Origin of the sequence: Haloechinothrix aidingensis (genome assembly GCF_013450155.1) — a bacterium.
Classification (GTDB): domain Bacteria; phylum Actinomycetota; class Actinomycetes; order Mycobacteriales; family Pseudonocardiaceae; genus Haloechinothrix; species Haloechinothrix aidingensis.
In genome coordinates this window covers 259,223-280,990 of sequence record NZ_JACCKD010000004.1, presented here as the reverse complement: position 1 = coordinate 280,990, position 21,768 = coordinate 259,223, and the positions used below count along the sequence as shown (strand labels likewise).

At 69.7% G+C, this 21,768-nt stretch carries 21 protein-coding genes; 10 read left to right on the top strand and 11 right to left on the bottom strand.

The window, feature by feature from the left end:
* Nucleotides 1-64: 64 nt before the first annotated feature.
* Together H0B56_RS12780 and H0B56_RS12775 are read right to left on the bottom strand one after the other, a co-directional pair.
* Nucleotides 65-469, bottom strand: a complete 405-nt coding sequence (locus H0B56_RS12780; RefSeq protein WP_343063875.1) for a globin — start codon at nucleotides 467-469, stop codon at nucleotides 65-67.
* 113 nt (nucleotides 470-582) lie between these two features.
* Entirely contained in the window at nucleotides 583-1,548 is a 966-nt protein-coding gene (locus H0B56_RS12775) for a mechanosensitive ion channel domain-containing protein (RefSeq protein ID WP_180893243.1), read from the bottom strand.
* 131 nt (nucleotides 1,549-1,679) lie between these two features.
* Between H0B56_RS12775 and H0B56_RS23485 the strand changes: the two genes are divergently transcribed.
* The 3 genes from H0B56_RS23485 (at nucleotide 1,680) to H0B56_RS12760 (ending at nucleotide 3,912) form a co-directional block, all read left to right on the top strand.
* The gene (locus H0B56_RS23485; RefSeq protein ID WP_343063874.1) at nucleotides 1,680-2,372 is read left to right on the top strand and encodes an HNH endonuclease; all 693 of its coding nucleotides are present in this window, start codon (nucleotides 1,680-1,682) and stop codon (nucleotides 2,370-2,372) included.
* Nucleotides 2,373-3,179: 807 nt separating this feature from the next.
* Complete coding sequence (gene ctaJ, locus H0B56_RS12765) at nucleotides 3,180-3,437, top strand: aa3-type cytochrome oxidase subunit CtaJ (RefSeq protein WP_180893242.1); 258 nt, start codon at nucleotides 3,180-3,182, stop codon at nucleotides 3,435-3,437.
* The gene (locus H0B56_RS12760) at nucleotides 3,424-3,912 is read left to right on the top strand and encodes a DUF5130 family protein (protein WP_180893241.1); all 489 of its coding nucleotides are present in this window, start codon (nucleotides 3,424-3,426) and stop codon (nucleotides 3,910-3,912) included. Before ctaJ ends, H0B56_RS12760 begins: the two co-directional genes overlap by 14 nt.
* 69 nt (nucleotides 3,913-3,981) lie before the next feature.
* Here the strand turns inward: H0B56_RS12760 and pepN are convergent, their stop codons facing one another.
* The gene (gene pepN, locus H0B56_RS12755; protein ID WP_180893240.1) at nucleotides 3,982-6,579 is read right to left on the bottom strand and encodes an aminopeptidase N; all 2,598 of its coding nucleotides are present in this window, start codon (nucleotides 6,577-6,579) and stop codon (nucleotides 3,982-3,984) included.
* A gap of 209 nt (nucleotides 6,580-6,788) precedes the next feature.
* Here pepN and H0B56_RS12750 point away from each other — a divergent pair, with 209 nt between their 5' ends.
* Together H0B56_RS12750 and H0B56_RS12745 are read left to right on the top strand one after the other, a co-directional pair.
* Nucleotides 6,789-7,415 carry a mycothiol-dependent nitroreductase Rv2466c family protein gene (locus H0B56_RS12750; RefSeq protein ID WP_180893239.1) on the top strand — a complete coding sequence of 209 codons (627 nt, stop codon included), beginning with the start codon at nucleotides 6,789-6,791 and terminating at the stop codon, nucleotides 7,413-7,415.
* A gap of 82 nt (nucleotides 7,416-7,497) precedes the next feature.
* Nucleotides 7,498-8,931: an aldehyde dehydrogenase family protein gene (locus H0B56_RS12745; RefSeq protein ID WP_180893238.1), complete on the top strand. Its 1,434-nt coding sequence runs from the start codon at nucleotides 7,498-7,500 to the stop codon at nucleotides 8,929-8,931.
* Here H0B56_RS12745 and H0B56_RS12740 read toward each other — a convergent pair.
* Together H0B56_RS12740 and H0B56_RS12735 are read right to left on the bottom strand one after the other, a co-directional pair.
* Nucleotides 8,912-9,745: an MBL fold metallo-hydrolase gene (locus tag H0B56_RS12740; protein ID WP_180893237.1), complete on the bottom strand. Its 834-nt coding sequence runs from the start codon at nucleotides 9,743-9,745 to the stop codon at nucleotides 8,912-8,914. The two genes, H0B56_RS12745 and H0B56_RS12740, sit on opposite strands and share 20 nt — an antisense overlap.
* 10 nt (nucleotides 9,746-9,755) lie before the next feature.
* A complete protein-coding gene (locus tag H0B56_RS12735; RefSeq protein WP_343063873.1) occupies nucleotides 9,756-10,466 on the bottom strand; it encodes an MBL fold metallo-hydrolase in 711 nt (236 codons plus the stop codon).
* Between the two features lie 123 nt (nucleotides 10,467-10,589).
* Between H0B56_RS12735 and H0B56_RS12730 the strand changes: the two genes are divergently transcribed.
* Nucleotides 10,590-11,066 (top strand): ribose-5-phosphate isomerase, encoded by a 477-nt coding sequence (locus tag H0B56_RS12730; RefSeq protein WP_180893235.1) that lies wholly within the window; start codon nucleotides 10,590-10,592, stop codon nucleotides 11,064-11,066.
* 9 nt (nucleotides 11,067-11,075) lie between these two features.
* The gene (locus H0B56_RS12725; protein ID WP_180893234.1) at nucleotides 11,076-11,885 is read left to right on the top strand and encodes an Fpg/Nei family DNA glycosylase; all 810 of its coding nucleotides are present in this window, start codon (nucleotides 11,076-11,078) and stop codon (nucleotides 11,883-11,885) included.
* Nucleotides 11,886-11,925: 40 nt separating this feature from the next.
* Here H0B56_RS12725 and H0B56_RS12720 read toward each other — a convergent pair whose 3' ends face one another.
* Nucleotides 11,926-12,678, bottom strand: coding sequence for a hypothetical protein (locus H0B56_RS12720; protein ID WP_180893233.1), 753 nt, complete (start codon nucleotides 12,676-12,678; stop codon nucleotides 11,926-11,928).
* A gap of 266 nt (nucleotides 12,679-12,944) precedes the next feature.
* On the opposite strand from H0B56_RS12720, the gene H0B56_RS12715 reads away from it, so the two are divergent.
* Entirely contained in the window at nucleotides 12,945-13,802 is an 858-nt protein-coding gene (locus H0B56_RS12715) for an adenylate/guanylate cyclase domain-containing protein (RefSeq protein ID WP_180893232.1), read from the top strand.
* A gap of 42 nt (nucleotides 13,803-13,844) precedes the next feature.
* Here H0B56_RS12715 and H0B56_RS22875 read toward each other — a convergent pair whose 3' ends face one another.
* The 4 genes from H0B56_RS22875 to H0B56_RS12695 are packed head-to-tail and all read right to left on the bottom strand — an operon-like array spanning nucleotide 13,845 to nucleotide 17,400.
* Nucleotides 13,845-14,642 carry an ABC transporter permease subunit gene (locus H0B56_RS22875; RefSeq protein WP_180893231.1) on the bottom strand — a complete coding sequence of 266 codons (798 nt, stop codon included), beginning with the start codon at nucleotides 14,640-14,642 and terminating at the stop codon, nucleotides 13,845-13,847.
* Nucleotides 14,635-15,489 (bottom strand): ABC transporter permease, encoded by an 855-nt coding sequence (locus H0B56_RS12705; protein WP_180893230.1) that lies wholly within the window; start codon nucleotides 15,487-15,489, stop codon nucleotides 14,635-14,637. The genes H0B56_RS22875 and H0B56_RS12705 overlap by 8 nt, the downstream gene beginning before the upstream one ends.
* Nucleotides 15,486-16,301 carry an ABC transporter ATP-binding protein gene (locus tag H0B56_RS12700; RefSeq protein ID WP_180893229.1) on the bottom strand — a complete coding sequence of 272 codons (816 nt, stop codon included), beginning with the start codon at nucleotides 16,299-16,301 and terminating at the stop codon, nucleotides 15,486-15,488. The genes H0B56_RS12705 and H0B56_RS12700 overlap by 4 nt, the downstream gene beginning before the upstream one ends.
* 34 nt (nucleotides 16,302-16,335) lie before the next feature.
* Entirely contained in the window at nucleotides 16,336-17,400 is a 1,065-nt protein-coding gene (locus H0B56_RS12695) for an ABC transporter substrate-binding protein (protein ID WP_180893228.1), read from the bottom strand.
* 217 nt (nucleotides 17,401-17,617) lie between these two features.
* Here H0B56_RS12695 and H0B56_RS12690 point away from each other — a divergent pair, with 217 nt between their 5' ends.
* Both H0B56_RS12690 and H0B56_RS12685 read left to right on the top strand, forming a co-directional pair.
* Nucleotides 17,618-19,180 (top strand): sulfatase-like hydrolase/transferase, encoded by a 1,563-nt coding sequence (locus H0B56_RS12690; RefSeq protein WP_180893227.1) that lies wholly within the window; start codon nucleotides 17,618-17,620, stop codon nucleotides 19,178-19,180.
* Nucleotides 19,181-19,225: 45 nt separating this feature from the next.
* Nucleotides 19,226-20,353 (top strand): FAD-dependent monooxygenase, encoded by a 1,128-nt coding sequence (locus H0B56_RS12685; protein WP_180893226.1) that lies wholly within the window; start codon nucleotides 19,226-19,228, stop codon nucleotides 20,351-20,353.
* A gap of 33 nt (nucleotides 20,354-20,386) precedes the next feature.
* Here the strand turns inward: H0B56_RS12685 and H0B56_RS12680 are convergent, their stop codons facing one another.
* Entirely contained in the window at nucleotides 20,387-21,739 is a 1,353-nt protein-coding gene (locus H0B56_RS12680) for a DUF222 domain-containing protein (RefSeq protein WP_180893225.1), read from the bottom strand.
* Between the last annotated feature and the right edge of the window lie 29 nt (nucleotides 21,740-21,768).

Genomic DNA, 21,768 nt, shown 5'->3' with positions numbered 1-21,768 from the left:
CTCGTCGCATGAGAAACCATCCTGCCATCCCGCCGCACGGGTGGGGTAGTACGGGCCAGGTCTGTCACACCCAGCTGTTCATCATGCTGTGGGCGGCCATTTCCAGGTAGTCCCACAGCCGTTGGCGATACGGCTCGGCGATGCCTTCCTCGTCGACGGCGATACGCATGCACCGCAGCCACGCGTCCCGCTCGATCGGTCCGATGGAGAACGGCGCGTGCCGCATCCGGAGCCTGGGGTGGCCTCGCTGCTCCGAGTAGGTCTGCGGTCCTCCCCAGTACTGCATGAGGAACAGGCGCAGGCGCTCCTCGGCAGGGCCGAGATCCTCTTCGGGGTAGATGGGGCGGAGCACCTCGTCGGCGGCTACCTCCTGGTAGAAGCGGGAGACGATCCTGCGGAAGGTCGGCTCCCCACCGATCGCCTCGTAGAGGGTCTGCGGGGTCTGCTGCTCCGGCTGTGCTGTACTCACGTGTCCATCCTGACGTATCGCCGCCGCCACGTGCGACCCGGCGGGGCGGAGGGGTGCCCGGTGGGCGGTGCCTGCCATGCGGGGTGGGCACGGCGCTGTCTACCGGCGCCCCACTACTGGTGCCCGAACAGCCGGGGGAGTGGGCGCTCGAAGCCGGCCTCGGTGAGTGCTGTGCTGATCTTGCCGGCCAGTGCCCGCTGGACCATCCACTGGCTTCCCGGCTTCACCTTCACGGTGAGTCTCAGCTGGATGTTCTCCGGTGTCATGGCGGTCACCCCGAGCACCTCGGGTGGTTCCATCACCTCGCTGCGGACCGGATCCTCGCTTGTCACCTGCGCGGCGACGGTGCCGAGCAGCTCACTGGCGCGCTCGACGTCGGAGTTGTAGGCGATGGGCACGTCCACGACGGCAACGGCGAAGCTCTGGCTGTAGTTGCCGATCCGCATGATCTGGCCGTTGCGGACGTACCAGACGGTGCCGTTGATGTCGCGGAGGGTGGTGACGCGCATACCGACGGCCTCCACCGTGCCTTCGGCCTCACCCCCGTCGACATAGTCGCCCACCCCGTACTGGTCCTCGACCATCATGAAGAGGCCGGACAGGAAGTCCTGTACGAGGTTCTGTGCGCCGAAGCCGAGCGCGACACCTGCGACACCGGCCGAGGCCAGCAGGGGGCCGAGGTTGATGCCCAGTTCGGCCAGGATCTGCAGCCCGGCGATCCCGAAGATCACGAAGCTGGTGATCGACCTCAGGACCGAGCCGAGGGTCTTGGCACGTTGCTGCCTGCGTTCGATGAGCGTGGTGCCCGCTACCCCGGGAGCGCGTTCCCGCAGCGGACGCAGCAGCGCCGGTGTCTTGCCGTTGTTCTCCCGGGGAAGCCGGGTGACCCTGTTGATCAGCTTGTGCAGCAGGTACCGGAGCACGAGCGCGGCGGCGAGGACGACCAGTATCTTCAGCGGCTTGGCCACCAGCCAGTCCGCCGAGGCCGCGATCCAGTCGTTCCCGGTCAGCCGGTAGACATTCGCGCACCACGTACCGGTCTCCTTCGCGCACTCGGGTTGGCTCAGAAATGCGTTCACGATCGGTGCGTCCTTGATCGTCGTCGGATAACGTGGTCGCTAATGAGTATGCGCGTGACACGACCCTCAATCGACGTGCTATTGAGGGGCAAGGTGTGGTCGACTAAGACTGCACCGATGGAGGTGGTCGAGTGCGGGAGCGAGAACCGGTCCCGATAACCGACCCCGTTTCACACAGGAACGGGGACGTATCGGTACGCGAGCGCGGCACGACGCCCCGGGGTGCGCAGGAGGCTCGCCGGGGCGGACGCAGGTCGGGCGGGCACAAGCATGCGCGATCCCGGGAGTCCGACGGTTCACCCCCTGGTTGGGCGCGCAGTAGGGTTCTCCTGCTCAACGCCACTTTCGAACCGCTGACGGCGCTGCCTCTCAAACGCGCCATCGTGCTGGTCGTGTGTGGCAAGGCGGAGATCGTGCACAACGACCCCTCGGGGTTCGTGCTGCACTCCGCACGTACGGCGATTCCCGTCCCCTCCGTCATCAGGCTCGGCAACTACGTACGGGTACCGTACCGTGCCCAGGTGCCGCTGACGCGTGCGGGAATCATGCATCGCGACCGGTGTCGCTGTGCCTACTGCGGCAGCAAGGCAACAACGGTCGACCACGTGGTCCCTCGCAGCAGGGGAGGAGCGCACACCTGGCAGAACTGCGTGGCCTGCTGCTCGAAGTGCAATCACCGCAAGGCCGATCGGCTGCTCGCCGAGCTGGGGTGGACGTTGCGTACGGTTCCGGAGGCCCCGCGCGGTCCGTACTGGCGGCTGCTGACACAGATCAACGACCGGGACGCCGACTGGCGTCCCTATCTGGGAGCGCCCGCCGCGTAATCGGCCTAGCGCACACGCGTTACCCGGCGCGCACTCCTACGCCCGCGTCCAGGCTCACGCGGGTCGCTCAGGTGCGCAGCTTGGTGTGCTGATGTGTTTGTCGCGCTGCTGCCCGGCAGCAGCGGCCTGCCGGATGCCGGAGTCGCGACGCTCAGGCGGCGGTGACGCGGGTTCCGGCCGTGACGCGAGTGCCACGAGTCACGCGGGTACCGCAGGTGACACGGGTGCCGCGAGTGACCCGAGTGCCGGCGGTGACGCGGGTTCCGGCGGTGACGCGAGTGCCGCGAGTGACGCGGGTTCCGGCGGTGACGCGAGTGCCGCGAGTCACGCGGGTACCGGCGGTGACGCGAGTGCCGCGAGTGACCCGAGTGCCGGCGGTCACGCGGGTTCCGGCGGTGACACGGGTACCGGCGGTGACGCGGGTTCCGGCGGTGACGCGGGTGCCGCGAGTGACGCGGGTACCGGCGGTGACGCGGGTGCCGCGAGTGACGTCGGTGGTCTCAGGGGCGAGAGGCGTGCTGAGCATGAGCGTGTCCTTCTGGTTGCGGCGTGTACATGTCGACGATCAGGTTGCGTAGTGCAACCCCCGTACAGGTGAAAAGTTACGAGGGATGCGTGTGGTGAACAAGGTGCTAGCGACGAGTGCGGGGTTATCCACGCTCAGTTGCCAACGTTCGCGCTACGCTCTTGGGCTCATCGTCGGAGACGGTCCCGCGACACTCGGCGGACGGTGTTTGTCGTGCGATGACCGGCTGGACGCGGGGACGGCGTGGCCGCGACGAGCGCCTCATCGGATACGCTCACACCGTGAGTGTGCTCGAGACAGTGTTGTACCTAATCGTTATTCCCGGGGCCATCTACGGGCTGATCAGCCTGGCCGCCCTGCGGTCCAAACTCGCGTCCACGGCGCGCTACCGACCTGGTCAGGAATGGGAGTACCCGCCGGTGTGGTGGAGCGCCAACCCCGAAGGGGTCGGCGCGTCCGCCGAGTACGGCGCCGAGTCCCGCGGACCCGCACGGCAGGAAACCGCACGCGTACGGGGAGGTGCCCGTGGCACTTGGTGAACTGGCCCGCCCGGCGGAAACCGTCAGTGAGACCGAGCTGCAGGAAGGTTCGGTCGTTACGGCGAGTGGACGCGTCTCTGTCGCCAGGGAGTACCAGCAGACTGCTCCATCCGGCCCATTCAAGCCGTGGCAGCTTGCCCGTATCGACGAGGCGCTGACGCTGTCGAGCCGCGACACCGGCCTGGACTTCAGTGTCTATCTCGGCGAGCTCGGTGAGGACAGCCGCGCGGGCGCCGAGCGGTTGTTCGACCGGATCGGTGAGCGCGAGCACGTGTCGGTACTGATCGCGATCTCTCCGGGTGAACGCGTCGTGGAGATCGTCACCGGGGAGATCGCCACCAGCCGACTCTCGCAGCGCGCGCTCAAGCTCGCCGTGATGAGCATGGTGGCCTCGTTCAAGGAAGGCGATCTCTGCCGCGGCATCGTCACCGGGCTGCGCATGCTCGCCGACCAGGCCGGCAGGGTCTCGTCCTGACCGGCACGCCGTGAGTGGTGGGGCACACGCCCCACCACTCGACGCGAGCGGGTGCGGGCTGTCGCGGGGTCACGAACCCTGATCGAAGTCGCGGGCGGCCAGCGCGCGGACGATGCCGGCACGCCCTTCCGAGACCAACCTGCGCAACGCGGGCGGGTGATCCCCGGCGAGCCAGGTGTCGGCGACCTCCACGCTGCGCCGGTCCACCGACCACGACGGGTACAGCCCGACCACGATGGGTTGGGCGCGTTCGCTCGACCGCCGCTGCCACACCGTGTCGATCTCGTTGAAGTAGGTGTCCACGTAGCCTGCGAGCAGGTCCTTCTGCGCGGGATGGCCGAAACCCGAGATGATCGCGTCATTGACCGCGTTGGGTAGCTCGTCGTCGTGCACGGCGCGCTCCCAAGCCCGCGCCTTGGCCTCGGCGGTGGGGCGCAGCGCCATCGCGCGCTCGTAGTGCCTGCGCCCGGTCGAGGTGTTGTCCCGCTCCAGCTCGGCCTCCACCTCGGCGTCGCCTGCTTTGCCGTGCGCGACGAGGGCGTGCAGCAACCGCCACCGCAGATCGGTGTCGACGACCAGGCCCTGCAGCGGAGCGGACCCGTCGAGAAGCCCGGCGAGCATCGCCAGGGAGTCCCCGTCCAGCACCGCCCCGGACAGCGAGTTGACGAAGGCCAGCTGGTGGTCCGACCCGGGTTCGGCCGCTGCGGCGAGCTCGCGCAACCGCGCCGTGAACATCGGCCAGCCGTGCTGGCTCGCCCAGTCCGGGTCGGCATAGGAGCTCAGCGCTGTCTGGGCCTGCAGCAGCACGCGCTGCACCACGCCGACCTCCTCGCCGAGGTGGATGCCGCGCGTCACCAGGGTCACGAAGTCACGTGCCTTGAGCTCGGCTTCCCGTGTCATCTCCCACGCGGCCGACCAGCACAGCGTGCGAGGTAACGACTCGCCGATATCGGCGATCCTGTCGATCACCGTCACCAGCGAGTCGGGGTCCAGGCGCATGGTGCAGTAGGTGAGGTCGTCGTCGTTGACCAGTACCAGCTTGCCGCGTGGCACGCCTGCCAGCTCGTCGACGGGGGTACGCTCCCCGGAGACATCCAGCTCGACCCGGTGGGTGCGCACCAGGCCGCCGCTGCCGTCCTCGTCGTAGATCCCCACGGCCAGCCGGTGCGTGCGCAGCTCACCCGAGCCCGGTTGGGCCCCGGACTGCAGTATCGCGAAGTCGGTGAACCTCCCGTGCTCGTCGACGGAGAACGTGGGGCGCAGGGCGTTGAGCCCCGTGGTCTCCAGCCATTCCGCGCTCCACCAGGACAGGTCACGGCCCGAGGCTTCCTCCAGCGCGGTGAGCAGGTCGCCGAGCGTGGCGTTGTCCCAGGCGTGCTTGTCGAAGTAGACGTTGAGCCCGGACAGGAAGTTCGACAGGCCGACGTAGGCGACGAGCTGCTTGAGCACGCTGGCGCCCTTGGCGTAGGTGATCCCGTCGAAGTTCACCTCCACCGCCTGCAGGTCCACCATGTCGGCCGCGATCGGGTGGGTGGACGGTAGCTGGTCCTGGCGGTACGCCCAGGACTTCTCGATGTTGGCGAAACTCGTCCACGCGTGGGTGTACTCGGTGGCCTCGGCCTGGGCCAGCACGCTGGCGAAGGTCGCGAAGGACTCGTTCAGCCAGAGGTCGTCCCACCAGCGCATGGTCACCAGATCGCCGAACCACATGTGTGCCATCTCGTGCAGCAGCGTCTCGCAGCGCCGCTCGTAGGCGTACCGGGTGACCCTGGACCGGAACACGTAGTCCTCAAGGAACGTCACCGCTCCGGCATTCTCCATGGCGCCCGCGTTGAACTCGGGGACGAACAGCTGGTCGTACTTGCGGAACGGGTACGTCACCCCGAAGTTGCGGTGGTAGAAGTCGAAGCCCTGCTTGGTCTCGGCGAACAGTCGCTCGGCATCCATGTACTCGGCCAGCGACGCCCTGCAGTAGATACCGAGCGGGATGCGGACGGACCCGGCATCCGCCGGGGCACCGTGGTCGGGATCCTCGACGTAGGTGTCGTGCCAGCCGGCGTACGGGCCCGCGATCAGCGCGACGAGGTAAGTGGAGATCCGCTCCGACTCGCTGAACACCGTGCGCACCGCGCCAGCCGGCGTATCCTCCCGCGCGGCTGCGGGGGCATTGGAGATCACGTTCCAGTCGCGCGGGGCGGTCACCGCGAGGCGGTGCGTCGCCTTCAGATCCGGCTGGTCGAAGCAGGCGAACATCCGCTTGGCATCGGCCGTCTCGAACTGGGTGTAGAGGTAGACGTTGCCGTCGACCGGGTCGACGAAGCGGTGCAGGCCCTCGCCGGTGTTCATGTACCGGCACTCGGCATGCACGGTGAGCTCGTTGTACTCGGCGAGGTCGGTGAGGGCTAGCCCCTTCTCCTCGGTGTAGCCGGAGACGTCGAGCTTGGTGCCGTTGAGGGTCGCGGAGTGCACCCTGGCGGCCACGATCTCGATCCAGGTGCTCGTGCCTGCCTCGGCTGCCGTGAACGCCACCGTGGTGTGCGAGTCGAAGGTCTCCGAGCCCGGCTCGCTTGCACCGTCGGTGAGGTCGAGCTCGATGTCGTAGGAAACGACCTCGAGAAGGCGGGCACGTTGCTTGGCTTGGTCACGGGTCAGGTTCGGAGCGGCCACAAGCACCTCGGTTCACGGTATGGATCGAACTGTCGGGGGTCGTTCTCGCATCCAATCATGCATGTGCATCACGCCTCGCACGCCGGTATGCGGCGCGGGCAGCCACCCGCGGCCGCGCGCGTCGCGCTCGTGGAACACAACGGCCCGCGGCGGTGTTGACACTTCTGGACGCTCGATCAGACGTATACACGATCCCGAGAGGGGAACCGTTGACAGCGGAACACGATGCGCAGAGCCCGACCAGGGTGGACTTCTACTTCGACCCGGCTTGCCCGTTCGCGTGGGTCACCTCGCGATGGATCCTGGAAGTCGAGCAGCTCCGCGACCTCGATCTGCGGTTCCGGGTCATGAGCCTGGCCGTGCTCAACGAGGGGCGTGACCTGCCGGAGGACTACCGCGCGCTGCTCGACCGGACATGGGGTCCGGTGCGGGTGGCGATCGCCGCGGCCGAGCACGCGGGGCAGGAGGTGCTGCGCGACCTGTACACGGCGATGGGAACGCGCCTGCACAACAGGGGGATGCAGGACTTCGACGCCGTGATCGCCGAGTCGCTCGCCGAGGTGGGCCTGCCCGATGACCTCGCCAAGGCCGCCCAGAGCACCGACTACGACGAGCGGTTGCGCACCAGCCATCACGAGGGGATGGATCCCGTCGGGATGGACGTGGGGACCCCGACCATCCACATCGACGGCGTCGCGTTCTTCGGCCCGGTGCTGACCTCGATCCCGCGTGGTGAGGAAGCGGCGCGGGTGTTCGACGGCGCGCGGCTGCTGGCAGGTTATCCGGACTTCTTCGAGCTCAAACGGACCCGCACGGGCGAGTTCGACTTCAGCTGATCGCCGTAGTCGCTGACGCGGACCAGCTCGTTGTGCCAAGGTGGTATCCGAAGTCGGGATCAACGAGGCACGAGGAGGCCCTGTGGCGGCGCCAGCGACCACGCGGATCGGCCATTTCGTCGACGGGCAGACACGGTACGAGTCCAGCGAGTCCATCGATGTGTTCGACCCCGCGAGCGAGGAGGTAATCGGATCGGTCCCTGCCGGGACGCGGGAGGAGGTCGACTCCGCCGTCGCCGCCGCACGTCGCGCGTTCCCGGAATGGTCCGCGCGTCCGGTCGCCGAACGTGCCGAGGTGGTGCGCGCGATCTCGAGCGGGATCGCGGCACGGCGGGACGCCATCGCGGCCGACATCACGGCCGATGTGGGCGCACCGATCACCTTCGCGACCAAGGTGCAGGCCGCCCTGCCTGCCGCGACCTCGGAAGCGGTCGCCGACCTGCTCTCCTCCGGCGAGTTCGCGTTCCGCGAGGAGATCGGCAACTCGCTCGTCGAGCGGGAGCCGGTCGGTGTGGTCGCCGCGATCACGCCGTGGAACTACCCGCTGCACCAGATCATGGCGAAGATCGCGCCCGCGCTGGCTGCCGGCTGCACCGTGGTGCTCAAGCCGAGCGAGGTGGCACCGATGTGCACGCGGCATCTGGTCGACGTGCTGACCGAGGCGGGTGTTCCTGCCGGTGTGGTCAACATCGTGCACGGCACCGGCCCGGAGGTCGGGGCGGCGCTCGCGGCGCACGAGGACGTGGACATGGTGTCGTTCACCGGCTCGACACGTGGCGGGCGGGCCGTGTCGGCGGCAGCGGCGGACACGATCAAGCGGGTGGCACTGGAGCTTGGCGGCAAGTCGGCGAACGTGGTGCTCGACGACGCCGACCTCGGCAAGGCGGTCAAGCTTGGCGTGGCGAACGCGTTCCTCAACGGCGGGCAGAGCTGCAACGCGTGGACCAGGATGCTCGTGCCCGAGTCGCTGCACGACGAGGCGGTCTCGCTGGCGTGCGCGGCCGCGGCGAAGTACGAGCCGGGTGATCCCGCGGACGGCTCGACCCGGCTCGGTCCGCTGGTCTCGGAGACCCAGCGGGACAAGGTCGTCGGGTTCATCCGCTCCGGCGTGGAGTCCGGGGCGACCCTGGCGTTCGGCGGGCCCGAGCGGCCCGATGACCGCGACACCGGGTACTTCGTCCGGCCCACCGTGTTCACGGGGGTACGGCCGGAAGCGACGATCGCGCAGGAGGAGATCTTCGGCCCCGTGCTGTGTGTGATCCCGTACACCGACGAGGACGACGCGGTCCGGATCGCCAACGACACCGTCTACGGGCTCGCGGGCGCGGTGTTCTCCGGATCCGACGAGCGCGCCCTGTCGGTCGCGCGGCGGATGCGCACCGGTCAGGTGGACATCAACGGTGGCGCGTTCAACCCGCTCGCGCCGTTCGGCGGGTACAAGCAGTCCGGTACCGGCCGCGAGTTCGGCAAGTACGGTATCGAGGAGTTCTGCGAGATCAAGTCCATCCAGCGGTGACGTCGGAGGTCGGGCCGGTGCCGGGGTCCGGCACCGGCACCGGCTCACCCGGCTCGCGGATGATCACCCGGCCCGGCGTGCGCGCCCGGCGTACCGCGGCGGCGAACTCGCGCGGCGGCTCGACCAGTGCCCTTCGCATCCGGTTACCCAGCCGCCCAGGGGCGCGGGGCAGACCCACCGGGGCCAGCGTTCCCCAATGCACCGGTACCGCGAGGCGGGGGTGGATCCTGCCGACGGCGACGGCTGCGTCCTGCGGGGTCAGGTGGCCGGGCCCCAGCGTCGGGCCCCAGCCCCAGACCGGCAGCGCCGCCACGTCCACCGGTCCCAGCGAGGACATCCCGTCGAACAGGCCCGTGTCGCCCGCGAGGTAGATCCGCAACCCGTTCGCCTCGAGCAGGTGCCCGATCGCGGGGGATTGCGGCCCGTGGGTGAGCCGGGGTCCCCAGCGATGCCCGGAGTGCACGGCGCGGGTCGCCGTGACGCGCACGTCCCGTTCGGTCAGCTGCCCACCGACGTCCAGCTCCTCGACCCGGCGGAAGCCACGTTCGCGTAGCCACGTGCCTGCGCCGCGCGGCACCACGATCCGCACGTCCGCACCGAGCAGGCGCAGCGAGGGCAGGTGGAGGTGGTCGGCGTGCAGGTGGGAGATCAGTACCAGGTCCACACCCGCGTAGGAGCCAGCGTCGGGGTTCGGGGTGACCCTGCTCAGCGGGCCGACACGTCCGGTGAGTACGGGGTCGGTGAGCACCGTTGTGCCCCCGAGGTCCATGCGCACGGTCGAGTGCCCGAGGAAACGCATCGCCGGATCGGTCACACCCCGAGTATTACGTGTCGCGGGACTCACCGGCCAGCATCGCGCGTTGCGCCGCGACGAACCCGGGCCCTACGGGGTCGCCGTGACCGGGTACCACGATCCGCGGCCGCAGGGCGAGGACGGCGTCCACCGCGGCAGGCCAGTCCGCCGGGTGGGAGTCCTCGCCGACCGACGGTGGCGCGCTCTGCTCGACGAGGTCGCCCGCGAACACGACACCGCTGTCCGGCACGTGGATGACCACGTCGTGGTCGGTATGGCCGCGGCCGGGGTGGAGCAGCCTCACCTGCCGATCGCCGAGATCGAGCGTGGCGCCGCGGGTGAACGTGTCCGTCGGCAGCTCGAGCCGCGCGCGTTGCAGAGCCTCGGCGAAAGCGTGTTTGGCCTCGTGCCGGTAGTGCCGCGTCCATTCGGCGCGTTGCGCTTCGGCGGTCCCGGTCAGGGCGGTGCCGCAGCGCGCGTGCGCCCACACGGGGCACGGGGTGAACGCCGCCGTGCCGAAGGCGTGGTCGAAATGGGCGTGCGTGAGTACCACGCTCCAGGGCACGGTGGTGACCTCGCGCACGGCCGAGGCGAACTCGGCCCCGTGCACCTCGTCGCGGCCGGTGTCGATCACGAGGCATCGCCGCGTGCCGATCACCAGCCCGAGTGCCTGTTCCAGCTCGGCATACCGGCGCACCAGCACCCCGTCGGCGACCTCACGCCAGGCTCCGTGCTCACTCACCATCGCACCCCACCGTGTTGTGCTGAACGACGCTTTCACTCCACCAGACGGACTGAAAGCGTCAGTCAGCACACCCCTGGGCCGTGTCCCGGGCGCCAGGGGCGGGATGGCAAACTCGTTTCCGTGCGCGTCTATGTGGGAGCCGATCACGCAGGCTTTGAGCTGAAGAACCACCTGTCCGAGCACCTGTCGGGGCAGGGGCACGAGGTCGTCGACGTCGGGCCGCACGTCTACGACGCGGTCGACGACTACCCCCCGTTCTGCATCGAGACGGCCCGCAGGGTCGTCGCCGACGAGGGCAGCGCCGGGATCGTGATCGGCGGCTCGGGAAACGGTGAGCAGATCGCGGCCAACAAGGTGCCCGGCGCGCGAGCGGGCCTCGCGTGGAGCGTGCAGACGGCCCAGCTGGCTCGCCGGCACAATCACGCCCAGCTCATCGGGATCGGCGCGCGGATGCACTCGACCGCGGAGGCTACCGAGATCGTGGAAGCCTTCCTGGCGACGCCGATCGACCACGACGCCCGCCACGCCCGCAGGGTGGAGCAGCTGCTGACCTACGAGCGCACCGGTCAGGCGCCCGCGTTGCCGGATCCTTCCTGACACGACCCGATGCCGGAGGGCCACACGCTGCATCGGCTCGCGGAGCTGCACACCCGTCGTTTCGGTGGCAGGCGGGTATCGGTGTCCAGCCCGCAAGGCCGGTTCTCAGGCGAGGCCGCACAGCTGGACGGTGCGGAGTTCCTGCGCGCCGAGGCCTACGGCAAGCACCTGGTGCATCACTATCGTGAGCGCGCCTCTGTGCACGTGCACCTCGGGCTGTACGGGAAGTTCAGCGAAGCCGAACGACCCGAGACCGAGCCCGTCGGCCAGGTGCGTATGCGCATCATCGGCCCGACGCACTGGACGGACCTGCGCGGCCCGATCCGCTGTGAGCTCGTCGACCCCGGCGAGCTGGACCGGTTGCTGACCGGCCTGGGGCCCGACCCGTTGCGTGCGGACTCCGACCCCGGCGATGCGTGGCAGCGGATCTCCCGGTCCCGCACGTCGATCGCCGCGTTGCTGATGGACCAGTCGGTCCTCGCGGGCGTCGGCAACGTCTTCCGCGCCGAACTGTTGTTCCGGCACGGCCTCGACCCCGCGACGCCGGGGGAGCGGCTCACCGAGCGTCGCTGGGAGCGAATGTGGGCCGATCTGGCGGAGCTGATGCGCCACGGCGTACGGACCGGCCGGATCGACACGGTGCGGCCGGAGCACATGCCGGAGGTCACCGGCCGGCAGCCGCGACGCGACCGTCACGGTGGCGAGGTGTACGTCTATCGCAGGGCGGGCCAGCCGTGCCACGTCTGCGGGAGCGAGGTGGCGCTCCGCGAGCTGGCCGCGCGCAAGCTGTACTGGTGCCCGCGCTGCCAGGGACCGTGACCGGTACCGCGTGCCGAGCGGCGTGACGGAGGTCGGCTGGTCAGAAACCGATGTCGCCGATGTCGAACCCGGAGCCGCCGGGTTCACCACCGCCGGGCTCGCCGCCCGCGTCACTACCGGACCCGCCGTCGAGCGCGCCTTCCTGGCCCGCGTCGTAGCCTGCCTCCCACGCCTGCGCGCCGGGTATCCCGCCCATACCGGAGAACAGGGCGCTGAACAGCAACACCGACCCCATTCCCCACGCGCCCGCCGTGAGCGCGGGTTTCCACCACGGTTCGCTGTACCACCCGGCGGGCACGGGCCTGCCCGCGACACGGCCACCGGGGAAGTAGTGCGGGGTGTCCTCGCCGGGGCCGGGTGCTGCCGCATAGCGATGCCCTTCCACCTCGACATCCCGGGTCTCGGTAACCGCGCCCGCGCGTGCGCGCTCCGCCTCGTCGGGTAGGGCCGGCCCGGGGTCCATGCCCATCGCCGTACGCGCCGCGCGCACGTAGTAGAGGCCTTCCACCGCGGTGTCGGTGACCAGCCTGGCCTGATGCAGGCTTTCCGCGCGCTCGAGCTGTGCGCCCGCCGCCGTGTAGCGCTCGGAGGCGTCGCTGATCGCCTGCTGGGAGGCGATGTCGGTACCGGTCAGCGAGAGGACCTGGCCGCCGAGGCGCTCGACCCAGCGTCGTGCCTCGGCCTTGGCGTCCTCCAGCTCCCGCTCACGCCGGTTCCTGCGTTGACCGGAGAGGTAGACCCAGGCGACGACGAGTGCGACGAAGGCGACGACACCGATCAACAGCTCGTTCATGTGGCACTCCCGGCTTGCTTCGCATCTGCATCCCGGCACGCGAACATCGTCGACCGCGGGCCCGTTCCGGCGCGCCGACCGGCCGACCGTGGGTCGTACCGTGTTGCGCCTGCGGAACCCGATGTGGCGTGCCACACATTTTCCTGCATCGTACCGTCCGGGTAGCGGCCCGTGAGCCGTTCTGCGCGGCGCACGTGGTGATCACCACGTGCCGGGGTCGCCCGGACGTGACGCGGCGCGCGGCGTGTCACGCTACGGTCGTAGCCATGCGGAAGTTCCGGTCGTCCCGCCCCGCTCGTGTGCGCAGGTTCCGGCGCGCCAGCTCCGTCGTACCCTCCACGATCGCCTCGCTGAACACCGTGGTCGCCGTGCGGCTGGCCGACCTCGTCGAGCAGGACCCGGAATTCCGCGATCAGGCGCTGGAGATGGGCGTGATCGACCACAAGTGGCTGGAGGACCCGGCTGCACGCCCCATCTCCAGGGTGGCGCCGGTCGAGGTGATGCGCCGGTTCCTCGAGCGCTCGGTGGAGCGGCGGCCCTCGGCCCTTGCCCGCCTCGGGCTCAATGCCCTGCAGGTGCTGTCGGTGGATGGCGCGGCGATCGGCGGCTCCGGCAGGCAGGCGCGCGTGACGGTGGTGTTCACCGACATCGAGGGTTTCACCCGCTACACCTCCGCGAACGGGGACGAGGCTGCGCGCTCGCTGCTGGACGAGCATCACCGGGTGGTGGGTCCGATCGTGCGCCGCTGGGGTGGCCGTGTGGTGAAGCGGCTGGGGGACGGGTTGATGTTGACGTTCGCCGACCCGGGTTACGCGGTGCGGGCCGCGGTGGAGCTGGTCGAGGAGCGGCCAGCGGACCTGAAGGTACGGGCCGGTGTGCACACCGGCGACGCGGTGGTGACCAGGGACGACCTAGTCGGTCATGTCGTCAACGTCAGTGCGCGGATTACCGACCTCGCCAAGGGGAACCAGGTCCTGGCCAGTGACGAGGCCATCGAGGCAGCGGGGGAGCTGCCGGGTCTGCGGCTGTCCAAGCCCGCGCGCAAGCGTGTGAAGGGGGTCGACCACGCCGTGTCGGTGTACCGGGTGCGCGCCGGCGAGCCTGCCGAGCGGCGCCTGCGGTAGGCGCTGCCTCCCGTGCGCTGCTCGCCGGCACGCCCGGTTCGTTCACATCCGCACGCCCCGCTCCCAGAACACCAGCAGCTTGCTCAGCAGCGCGATGAGCCGGTCGAACAGGAACCCGAGCACGCCGAGTACGGCCACGACGGCGAGCACGCCGTCCGGCTCGAAGTTGGCGCGGGCAAGCATCAGCATGTACCCGAGCCCCCGGTTCTCCCCGATCATCTCGGTGACCACGATGACGATCAGCATGATCGGCGCGGCCGCCCGCAGTCCGGTCAGCATCGCGGGCAGCGCGGCGGGCAGGGTCACGTCGCGCAGCGTGCGCAACCACCCCGCCCCGACATTGCGCGCCAACCAGAGCTGGTCCTTGGTGACCGAACGGGCCCCGACGTAGGTGCCGAGTGCCATGGGGTAGAGGCATTCCAGCACCACGAGGGTGACCTTGGGTGCCGCTCCCAGGCCGAACAGCAGGATCAGGATCGGGTAGAGCGCCAGGCGCGGGATCGGGTAGGTCGCGCCGAGCAGCGGCTGCATCATCGCCTCGGCCCAGCGGCTGCGGGCCATCAGCAGCCCCGTCGCACACCCGATGACGACCGCGATCAGCAGCCCCGAGAACGCCAGCATCAGGGTGAGCCTGCCGTGGAACCACAGCATGCCCGTCTCGAGGTCGAACGCGATCCGGGTGCCGATCTCGCGCAGCGTCGGTGTCAGGCGTGTCCCGCTCGTGTTGGCGACGAGCTCCCACACGGCGAGCAGCAGCGCGATGCCGAGCAGCCGCCTGAGGCTGGGACCGGGGGAGGCGTTGCGGATCGCCGCGGTCGCGGTCGCTGTCGGGTTAGCCACGGCCTGCCTCCAGTTCCTGTCCGATCATGAGTTTGCCGACCAGCCACCGGAACGTGGCGTCGACGGTCCCACCGAGCAGTGCGACCGTGGCGAGCGCGGCCCACAGCACCTCGTACTCCCCGGTGGTGCGGGCCGCGAACATCTCGCCGCCCAGCCCCGCGTCGGTTCCGGTCCCGCTACCGATGGCCTCGGTGGCGAACATGAAGATGAACGCCAGGGCAAGGGCCTGCCGTATGCCCGCGACGGTGCGTGGCAGCGCCGCGGGTAGCACAACCTGCATGAGGGTGCGCAGCTTGCCTGCTCCGGCGTTCATCGCGACCCAGACGAGCGACTGGTCGACGGACCGGGTGGCCGCGTGCGCGTTGAGGTAGGCGGGGAAGAAGCACGCGGCCGCGATGACGATGATGCGTGCCGGGTCGCTGAAGCCCAGCCAGATCGCGATGATGGGCAGGAACGTGATCTTCGGAATGGGGTAGGTGAGGCTGACCGGCCCGTCGAGCAGGTCGCCGAGCTTGCGGGACACCCCGGAGAGCAGCCCGAGCAGCACGCCGGTGGCGGTGCCGATGGTGAACCCGAACACCAGCCTCCGCAGGCTCGCCGACGCGAGCTCGACGAGCCTGCCGGACGCGGTCAGCTCGGCAGCCGACCGGGCTATCTCCACCGGCGTCAGGATGTACTCGGGCAGGCCGACCGTGCTGCCGTACAGCTGCCACAGCGCGAGCAGGGTCACCGCCCCGGCGAGCGCGACCGGCCAGCGGCGCTCCAGCATCCACTCGGACGCCGCCACGCCCTGCCGCGCCTGCCGGTGCTCGACCGCCTGCGGTTGGTGTAGCGCGGTGCCGGTCATGACCGATCGCTCCCGCCATTCCGGTCGGCCTGCGGGCCCGCCTCCTGCCGGATCAGCTCCCAGAAGTGCGAGTGGTACTCGGCCATCTGCGGGTCCTTCTTCGTCGTGGTGCCGCGCGGGCGTCCGAGCTCGACGTCGACGTCGGCGATGATGCGCCCGGGGCGCGCGCCCATCACCAGTACCCGGTCACCGAGGAACACCGCCTCGTCGATGTCGTGGGTGATGAAGATGACCGTGAGCCCGGAGTGTTCCCAGATCCGGGTGAGCTCCTCCTGCATGAGCTCGCGCGTCTGGGCGTCGAGCGCGCCGAAGGGCTCGTCCATCAGCAGGATGTCGGGCGACAGGCCGAGCGTGCGCGCCAGCGCGGCGCGCTGGCGCATCCCGCCGGAAAGCTCGGCGGGATAGGACCGCTCGAAACCGGACAGCCCCACGGTGGCGAGCAGCTCGTGGGCGCGCTCGCGCGCCTCGCCGCGCTTGTGGCCGTCCACGATGAACGGCCACGCCACGTTGGACTCGATGGTCTTCCACGGGAACAGGGTCGCCTGCTGGAACATCATCCCGCGATCCCTGCCGGGGCCGGCGACCGGCCGCCCGTCCAGCAACAGCGATCCCGAGCTCGCCTGCTCGAAGCCGCCGATGATGTGCAGCAGCGTGCTCTTCCCGCACCCGCTGGGTCCCAGGATGCTGAGGAACTGACCGCGTGGCACGTCGAAGGACACGTCCTGCAAGGCGTGCACGGTCTTGCGGTTGCGGCTGAACGTCTTGCCCAGGCTCGCGACCCGTAGCTGGGGCTGGTCGGCCGGTGGGTCCATGGTTGCGGTGCCTGACGTGAGCGGGGCGTGGATGTTACCGGACAAGGGAGAATCCCTCCAGGACGAGCTCGTCAGCGGGGATCGACTGGTTGGGCTTGAGGAACTCCACCTCGGCCATGTTGTCGATCAGCGCATCGAGGTTGTCGACGTCGATGGCGCCGCCCTCGGGCCGCGCGTAGTCCTGCGCGTCGATCAGCGCATCGAGGTCGGGAACCCGGATCGCCTCGGCCTCGTGCATCGCCCGCAGCGCGCCGGCACGGTCCGCGGAGTAGGCGTCCACCGCGGCCTGGTAGTCCTCCCGCCACGCGCAGTAGGCCTCGGGGTGCTCGCTGATGAACTCGGTCCCGAAGAACACCTGGATCAGTTCCTGGTCCATACCGGGCCCGGTGCGGGAGTCGAAGACGACGTCGATGCCGCCCGCGCTGTCGGCGATCTCGTAGAACGGCTGCGGGAGCACCGCGATGTCGATGGTTCCCGAGCGCAGCGCTTCCTCCTGCTCCGCGACGGGAAGCGAGACCAGCTCCACGTCCCGGTTGGGATCCAGGCCCGCGGACGAGACCGCGCTGCGCGCCCAGTATGCCGTCGACGTGACGGGATCGAGGATGCCGATCTTCTTTCCTTCCAGGTCTCCCACACCCTCGATGCCGCTTCCCTCGAGAGCGGCGAAGGCGGTGGCGAAACCGTCACCGGCCTCGAGGGTGGTCGACGCGACGCTGCGCAGTGGCAGGTCCTGGGCGGCCGCCCGCACCAGCTGCGGGACCGAGGCGGTGCCCGCGTCGAGCTGGCCTGCCTGGAAGGCATCCAGCCGGTCGGCGGGCGGGTAGATCTCCGCGTCGATGGTGTACCAGGAGCCGTAGTGCTCGGCGCCCGCGAACTCGGGGTCGGCGTACTGGAGGGCGGCGGGCTCCTGGTTGGCGGGCTGCGCGCCGAACCGGATCTGCTCCGGCTCGGCTGGTGGTTCTGACAGGTCCACCTCCTCGCAGGTCGGGGTCTCGTCGAGCGCTGCTGCTTCATCCGCGCCCGCACCACACCCGGCGAGGGCGAGTGCTCCCGCGGCCAGTGCGGCGGAGACGGCACGGGGGCGTCGCGATCGAGGCATATCTGGCTCCTGCTTCTTGTGCTGCTGGCGACGGTGAAATATCTTGGCGCTATGAACTTTAGCACTAAGAGGCTTACTTCACATAGAGCCGAAGCGAGCGAGTTTGTTACTGCAGACGATATGAGTGTTGCATCTATAGTGTGACAACGGCCACTACAGCGTCCCGGTGACGGCCAGGGGACGGGTCGCTCGACGTGGCGGCCCCACGGAGGAACACATGAATAACCAGGACACCCCCAACATCCTGCTGATCATGACCGACGAGCAGCGCGCCGACCATGTCGGTTTCGGTGGGCATCCACTGCTGCACACGCCCAACCTGGACGCGCTCGCGGCAGGCGGGATGCGCTTCGACCGGGCGTTCGTGGCCAACCCCATCTGCATGCCCAACCGGTCCTCGATCCTCACCGGTCGTGTGCCTTCGGTCCACGGCACGCGCGTGAACGGGATATCCCTGGACCCCGACTCCATGACCTTCGCCAGGGCGCTGCGCGCCGAGGGCTACCGGACCGGCCTGGTCGGCAAGTCACACCTGCAGAACCTCGGCCACGGCAGCGAGCAGGTGGGGGCGTGGCTCGACCACCGTTCCGGGGACGCGGTGCGGCGATCCCGGCAAGAGGGGTGGGACCGCTGGGAGAACGTCGAGCGACACCGCGCCGAGTACGTGGCGGTCCCGCCCGACTTCTACGGCTTCGACCACGTCCGGCTGACCGGCGGTAACTCCGCGAGTGCCACCGGGCACTACTACCAGTGGCTGCTCGAGCAGGGTGTGGACCCGGCCAGGCTGCAGGGGCGTGCGAACGCCTCCCGCGCGTACGCCTCCTGGGAACAGGTGTGGCAGACCGCGATGCCGGAGGACCTCTACCCGACGAACTACATCGCCGACGAGTGCGTCGACTTCCTGGAGCACCGGTCCACCGACGACCGCCCGTTCCTGCTGTGGTGCTCGTTTCCCGACCCGCACCACCCCTTCGCGCCACCGGAGCGGCTCTACGACATGTACGCGCCGGACGACGTGCCGGTTCCGGAGTCGTTCGGGGACACGCACGAGCGGTCGCTGCCGCATTACCGGGCGATGGTCGCCCGGCGCGGTCAGCCGCAGGGCCCGTTCACCGGCTGGGCGGTGACCGAGGAGCAGTACCGGGTCGCCGCCGCGGTGCAGTTCGGGATGATCACCATGATCGACGAGGCGGTGGGCCGGATTCTGGCCGCGCTGCGCCGGCAGGGTCTCGACCAGTCGACGGTCGTGATCGTCACCAGCGATCACGGGGACATGTTCGGCGACCACGGCCTGATGCTCAAGCACGCGATGCACTACGAGGCATGCACCCGCGTGCCCCTTGTCGTGCGCGCGCCGGGTTACCCGGCAGGCGCCTGCGACTCGCTGGTGAGCTCGCTGGACATCGCCAGCACGATCCTCGACCTGTGCGGCTGTGACGCCTACCGGGGCATGCAGGGACGCTCGCTCGTCCCGCTGCTGACCGAACCTGCCGGTCGGCTGCGCGAATCGCTGCTCGTCGAGGAGGACGAGGTCTTCGGCCTGTCCGGGCTGCCCGGCCCGATCCGGATGCGCACGTTGATCACCGAGCACGCGCGGCTGACCACCTATGCCGGGCAGCAGGGTGGCGAGCTGTTCGATCTCGACAGTGACGCGCTGGAGATGAACAACCTCTGGGACCGGGACCGCGCACGGTCGATGCGAGCCGAGCTGGCCGAGCGGCTCAACCAGTCCATTCTGTCCTACATGGACGATGGTGTGGCCCCGACCCACACCGCGTGACGACCAGAGTCGGCGACGCAAGACAATCCGGTAAGGGAAGGTGACATGAGTTCTCGAGTGATCGGCATCGTGGGTGGAGGTATCGGGGGGCTGGCCGCCGGGGTGGCGCTGTGTGCGGCAGGCTACCGCGTGGAGATCTACGAGCAGGCCGAACGGTTCGCCAGAGTAGGCGCCGATGTCAACCTGACTCCCAACGCCGTGCGGGCGCTCGACGGGCTCGGGATCGGCGCGTCGCTGCGCGAGACGGCCGCGCGCCCGACGCACCGGATCAGCAGGATGTGGGACACCGGCGAGGAGACCTCCCGGCTGGAGATGTCGGGGGCGGCGGAGAAGCACTACGGCTCCCCGCAGCTGACGATGCACCGGGCCGATGTGCTGTCCGCGCTGGAGTCGGCGCTTCCCGAGGGCACGGTCCGGTTCGGCAAGCGTCTCGCCGGGATCGACACCGCTGGTGCCTGCCCGGTCCTGCGGTTCGCCGACGGCAGCGAGTCCGAGACCGACGTCGTGATCGGCGCGGACGGGATCCATTCGGCGGTGCGCACGGCGCTGCTCGGCCCCGAGCACCCCACGTTCACCGGCGTGGTCGCCTACCGGGCCGTGATCCCGGCGTCGCGCCTGTCGGTGCCGGACACGGGAGTGTTCACCAAGTGGTGGGGTCCGGATGCCGACACGCAGATCGTGACGTTCCCGCTCAACCGCGGGCAGGACACCTTCGTGTTCGCCACGACACCGCAGCAGGACTGGCTGCACGAGTCGTGGACGATGCCGGGAAGCGTGGATGAGCTTCGTGCCGCCTACCAGGACTTCCATCCGGAAGCCCGTGCCCTGCTCGATGCCTGCGACGAGGTGATGAAGTCGGCGCTGTACGTGCGCGAGCCGTTGCCGCACTGGTCGAGCGGCGCGGTGACGCTCCTCGGCGACGCCTGCCACCCGATGATGCCGTTCATGGCGCAGGGGGCCGGGATGGCCATCGAGGATGCGGTCGTGCTGGCGCGGGCACTGGACGAGCACGACGTGGCGGACATCCCGGTCGCGCTGAAGCGCTACGAGAGCGCGCGCAAGGAACGCACCAGCCGCATCCAGGCCTCCTCGCGCGACAACACCTGGTTGAAAAGTTCCACCGACGCGGACTGGGTCTACGGCTACGACGCCTGGACCGTGCCGCTCGGATGAGCCTGGTGACCGGCCAAGTCGCCGCTCCGGGGCTCAGAAGGGTGGGTCGCCGGGTGGGTCGGTGCCGCTGGGTTCTGGGGGCTGGGTGGGTGTAGCTGGTGCGGTTGGTGGGTGCCGGTGGTGGGTGTAGCGGCGTCCGGTGGGGGTGGTGATGGTGCTGGTGCCGTTGGTGGGGTTGTGGTGGAGGGTCCAGTGGGGGTGGTCCTTCATCCGGTGGTGCCAGCGGCATTTGGCGCCGCCGTTGGCCTCGGCGGTGCTGCCGTTCTGGCCGCGTCCCCATCCGTGGAGGTGGTCGTAGTCGCTGTGCTGGGCTGGCCGGTGGCAGCCGGGTGCGGTGCATTCGGCGTCACGCACGGCCGCCAGGTCGCGGATAGCGGTGGTGGGCCGGTAACGCCTGCGTCCCACGTCCAAGACGGCGCCGCTGGCGGGGTCGGTAAGGACCTTGCGCCACACACTGTCCTCGCTACCCATGATCTGGCGGGCGATGGGTGCGGGCAGCGGCCCGTAGCCGGACAGTTCGCAGCCCGTATCCGTCATGCCCAGCGCCGCATCGACCGGCATGTGCAGGAACACCGTCGCCGCCTCCGGCACGGCCACGTCGGGATCCTGCCCCAGCAGCAGGGTGGCGTGGATATCCGCGCGCAACTGGTCCAGGGTGCGCGCGTCCCCGTGGTGGCGGGCCCGGTGGGCCATCGCGTCGATCCGCGCGTAGGCCGAGGCCGCCACCTCGGCAGGCAACTCCGCCGCCAGGGTCGATAACCCGTCCTCGCCGGGTAGCAGTTCCACCTTCCGGCCTGCCCGGGCCTGCCGCGCACGGGTGGCCTGCCCCTCCGGGTCGGCCTGCTCCACGAGCCTGCGGGCCGCCCGGGCCAGATTGGCCGGATTCGTCGCACTCACCCGGCCGGAGTCGAGTTTCTCGGCCAGCTGTGTGTCCACCTGGCGGGCCCGCTGGTCCTCCACCGTGTCGGTCGCCTCGACCACCCGCCCCGCGGCGTGAGCCTCGATCTGCCCGGCCTCCATCGCCGCCAGCACCCGCGGCATCCGCTGGGTGAGCTGGCGGGACCGGTGCAGCCGCAGCGCCGCCGTATGCCGCGACACCCGTAGTTCGAGCGCGGCCTCGTCGGCCACATACCGGTCACCACCGCGTAGCTGGTCGAGCCGGGCCAGCGCGTGCGCCTCGATCGCATCGGTATGCGCCCTAATCCGCCGCGCGGCCGCCAGCGTCTCGATCACCTGCTCCGCACTCAACTCACCGACCTGCTCGCCGGTGAACGTGCGGCACCGGATCTCCGCCTGCTCCTCCGGTGTGAACGCGACCGCAGGCGCCTGCCCGGCCGGGACGAACATCACCCCGGCCGGACCAACCACCTGCACGAACTCCGACACACTCACAGCATATCGCACACACGTTCGAC